3 protein-coding genes are annotated in these 4,283 nt (G+C 56.0%); all 3 read right to left on the reverse strand.

Annotated elements, in window-relative coordinates:
* The coding region (locus VHE12_10025; GenBank protein ID HVZ81111.1) for a hypothetical protein at window positions 1-225 on the reverse strand (225 nt) is incomplete at its 3' end.
* A 189-nt stretch (window positions 226-414) separates the two neighbouring features.
* Window positions 415-2,649: a cyclic nucleotide-binding domain-containing protein gene (locus tag VHE12_10030; GenBank protein HVZ81112.1), complete on the reverse strand. Its 2,235-nt coding sequence runs from the start codon at window positions 2,647-2,649 to the stop codon at window positions 415-417.
* Window positions 2,650-2,854: 205 nt separating this feature from the next.
* A partial coding sequence (locus VHE12_10035; protein HVZ81113.1) for a hypothetical protein occupies window positions 2,855-4,283 on the reverse strand: 1,429 nt, incomplete at its 5' end.

Genomic DNA, 4,283 nt, shown 5'->3' on the forward strand with positions numbered 1-4,283 from the left:
GTCGTACATGTTCATGTTCACGCCGCAATTCCCCAAGGAAACGGAATTGGACGTCTGCTGGTTATAGGCCGTCGTCTGCTCCGTCACCGTGAACGACGTCTCCGACGGACAATAGCTCGTCGACGTGTAATTGATGGCGGCGGCGTGGAGTCTGGTGAAAAGAAGGAAGAGGAACAGGAATGAACCGATTGAACGACCCGGCAAAAGGAAAAGCCCTTTCGCCATGCTAAAAACGTTTGAATTTTGGACAGCTGTTCTGTTCACAGGGCCAGCTTTTTAGGGGATTCGGTCCCAAAAATCGGAAGTTGGGTAGCTACTTGGGCAAAATATACCATTTTCGGCACAGAAAACAATTTTTCATGGTTTTGCTTCAAACGTTAAGACCCAATGAGTTTAACGATAAATAAAAAAGTCTTAAAAAATATCGGAACCGGTCACACTGACCGACGCCTTTTCCAATACTTCATCGGCCATCCCCCGGCTCTTCATGACCAAATGAAGCTTGTGCCGGAGGATCGGCATCCGCTTGGCCAAGTCCCTTAATTCCCGGGAGGAGATGACCAGGGTCGTCACGTCGGTCAAGGCCTGCGCGCTCGCGTTCCGCTTATCGGTATAACCCATGGCCACATTCTCCCCGAAAAAATCGCCCGCCTTCAATTCGACCGAGAAATTCACCCGGCCCTGATCCGACTTCCGGACGATCTGCACCCGGCCCGAGGAGATGATGAAGAAATCCTCCGTCTTGCTTCCCTGACGGACGATCAGTTCCTCCTTGGCGAACTGTTGGGTCTTGGCCAAGAGGGATATTTCGTGCTTCGCGGTGGGGTCCAGGTCCCGGAATATTTCCACCGAGGAGATCAGCGGACGCTTTTTCCAAAGGCTCGAGAAACTTTCCCGAAGATCGTTCTTTTCCACGAATTCCAGGAACAGGTCCCCCGGAAGCTTGAAAAGAACGACCGGAGTGCGGCTCACGACGGTGGCATTGGTCTTGGAACGGTTGATGATCGACATTTCTCCGAAAAAGTCACCGCCTTCCAAGGTAGCCAAAAGAGGGTCTTTTTTATTCTCCGCATCGAGAACATCCAAGGACCCGGAAAGGATGAAGTAAAAAGAATCCCCTTCCTGTCCTTTTTTCACCACTTCATATTGGTTCGGAAGGTCCAAGACCTGGCCCTGGGAAAAGATCACGTTGATCCAATGAGGGTCCTTGACCTCAAAAAGCTTCAAGGTCTGGAGAACGCCGCTATAGACCGACTGGGGGAAAACCCGCTCGGGCAGATAGGTCTTCCCCCAACCGGGTTTGGCCACCGGGTATTTCGGATCGACCTTTGATGGATTGATATGATAGAAAAGGAACTCGGTCCCAGGGTAACTCACGATGGTCTTGTCCCAATCCGCGGGTTCTCCGTGGATCATCCCGCCCCCGGCGTCGATCATGGCAAGGCATTCGTCCCCGCGGACCAAGGACCTCATACGATCCACATGTTCCTGGGAAACGGCGCCGTCCTTCACCAATTGGTCCATTCCACTGAAATGGTCCAGGTCACTGGAATGGAGCAGGGTGTGGGGCTTTCCATTCTCGTCGGGGACGGTCACCCGGAATCCGATGGTCGGGATGGAGTGGACCGTGTAAAAGAATTCCCAAGCGGCCCCGTACATCCGGTAGTTCTTCCCGGGGATCACCTCCACGAAGCGGACCATGGACCGCACCACCTCAATGGGTTCTCCGATGATCCGGGAGACCTTCAGGAGCGTACACTCGAAGATCTCACGGGTGGAAATGATGGTGAAGGAATGTTCGGAGAGCAAGAGCTCGGAGAGGGCGCAGTGATCATCGTGGACGTGGGTCTGGATGATGGCGGTCAGGCGGTCCTTCGCCACCCCGACCTGTTTGAGGTATTTGGAGATGCCGGCCGGTGAATCCACCAGGAACCCGTTGCCGTTGACCCAAAGCAACATGCCCGTGGTGGGTCCCGCCGGATCGAACCCGGTGTAGCATCCCAGCACCTTAAGACGAAGCCTTTCCGGTTTTTCGATGGTCCCGCTCAGGTCCGCCAAGGGAGGCAGCTGTTCTCCTTCGAAATTGAGATCGACGGGATGGACCTTGCCTCGTTCGGAAATTTCATAGCGGTTGTTCCCCATCCTTTTGATGAGGATATCGGCCGAATCGGAGAAAAGAGGGACCGCTACCTCCCCTTCTTCGTCCGGCATATGGACGAACTCGAAGAGGTCCTCGATCTGCAGGATCGACCCGGCCCGTTTGACCGCCATTCCGTCGGCCATTTTGGCCAGGGTCTCGATCCGCGTCTTGCTCAAACCCCACTTTTTCATCTCGGAACGCCCGGGACCCAATAAGGTGACCCGCAGGATGTCGTAAAGCCTTTCACACATGTCCCGAGTTCCCAGGACCCGGAACTTCTTTCCCATTTGGTATCCCTGGTCGACGAAAAGGAACCAATAACCCAGGAACTCGAAAGCCATTTGAGAAACGCCGTTCTTATGGGAGAGGTCGGGCAGAACACCAACATGGGGGATCTTCTTTTTCTGTTTCAGGAGGGCCTTGAGGATCTCGGGAGGACTACCGATGAGCGCACTGTTGGACGGGCCTTCGACATGGAAGCAACCCGGGGCAACGAATGAGATATGCATGGTCTCTCCTTGCCTTCCTTACTGAGACCCCGATGGGTTTTTCAGGAAGCTTGAGGTGATGTCCCCCGGACCTAGTGGGCTTACTTGGGTTTCGGCCGATGGTCTTGGGACGAATGGTGTTGCGGAATAAATAGTAAAGGTAAGTAAAGGCGGGGTCAACCGGACGAAAGAGAAGCAAAATCGGCCAAATTGGCCGATCAGCGGGTCAGCGGTTGACCAGTAATTTGGAGAACCGGGTGGCCGGGTTGGGACCGTTGACCTGGGTCTTGATGTAATAAAGACCGTTAGCGATCGGAGTGCCCCACTCGTCCCGAAGGTCCCAGGTCAGGGTCGCAGTGGAAGTCACCTGGAGCCTCTTCTCGAAGATCCTGCGGAAAGCCACGGTATAAACGGTCAGCTCCACGTCCGAAGGGGCCGGGACCGAAACGCAAAGGGAGACATAATCGTCACTCGTGACCGGGTTGGGATAAACGGGACAGATGGTCGGTCGGAGGGACGGGGTGTTGGTGGAGGTCGGGGTCGGAGTACCGGTCCAAGTAGCGGTCGGTGTGGGCGTACTGGTCAGCACGATGACCGTCACATTGTTCCCATTGGCAAAGGTCGAGGAGGTCTCGCCTTGGAAATCCGCCACCGCGGAATTGGAGAGGATCGACCCATCCGGGGCCGAACCGTTCACTTGAACGTCGAAGCTGAAATTGTAGGTGCCGGGGGCCAGGGTTCCCAGGTTCCAAGTGATCTGGCTTCCCGAAAGGGTCCCCGACGGACCTGAAACGAATCCCAAGAAAGTGGTCGAATTGGGAAGATTGTCCGTCAAGACGACCGTGTTCGCCGTGGAGGTGGAGATCGTCAGGCTGAGGCTATAGGTCAATGTTTGTCCCGGGTTGGCGGTACCGCCGGAAGCGTTCTGGCTGAGCGTAAGGACAGGCAATGGCGTACTGGTAGAAGTGACCGTCATGGTCGCCGTCGGCGTGAAGGTGAAGGTAGAGGTCGGCGTGAAAGTGGATGTACCTGTGGAAGTGGGGGTCGGGGTGATGACATCGGTATTGGTGAAGGTCGCCGTGACCGTCGGCGTGAAGGTGGGGGTCGGCGTAAGGGTGAAGGTGGAAGTCGAAGTATAGGTCGAAGTGGGGGTGAAGGTCTTGGTCGGGGTCCCGGTCGCGGTCGGGGTGATCACATCCGTGTTGGTAAAGGTGGAAGTGACGGTCGCTGTATAGGTCGACGTAAAGGTCGCCGTGGAAGTGGCGCTGTTCGTGAAAGTGGGCGTGATCACGTTCGTGTTCGTAAAAGTGGAGGTTACCGTTGGGGTGGAGGTCGGGGTGAAGGTGGGACTAAAGGTCATCGTCGAAGTCGAGGTGAAGGTTCGCGTCGGGGTCCCGGTCGGCGTGGGGGTGATGACGCTCGTGTTGGTATAGGTGGACGTCACGGTCGGAGTGTATGTGATCGTCGGAGTGAAAGTATTGGTGCGGGTCGGGGTCGCCGTCGCGCTGTTCGTGAAGGTGCTGGTCTGGGTCGGCGTGAAGGTGCTGGTATTCGCCAACGTGTTGGTCCTTGTCGCCGTGGGCGTTGACGTGGCCGTGCTCGTGGGCGTACTCGTCACCGTGAAGGTGTTCGTCGACGTGTTCGTCCGCGTCGCC

Source organism: bacterium (assembly GCA_035549195.1).
In the GTDB taxonomy this organism is placed as follows: Bacteria; Oederibacteriota; Muellerivitia; order Muellerivitales; family Muellerivitaceae; genus DASZRK01.

Excerpts from the sequence above, each read along its gene's own strand:
- VHE12_10030 (HVZ81112.1), bottom strand. The coding sequence starts at position 2,649 with ATGCATATCTCATTCGTTGCCCCGGGTTGCTTCCATGTCGAAGGCCCG.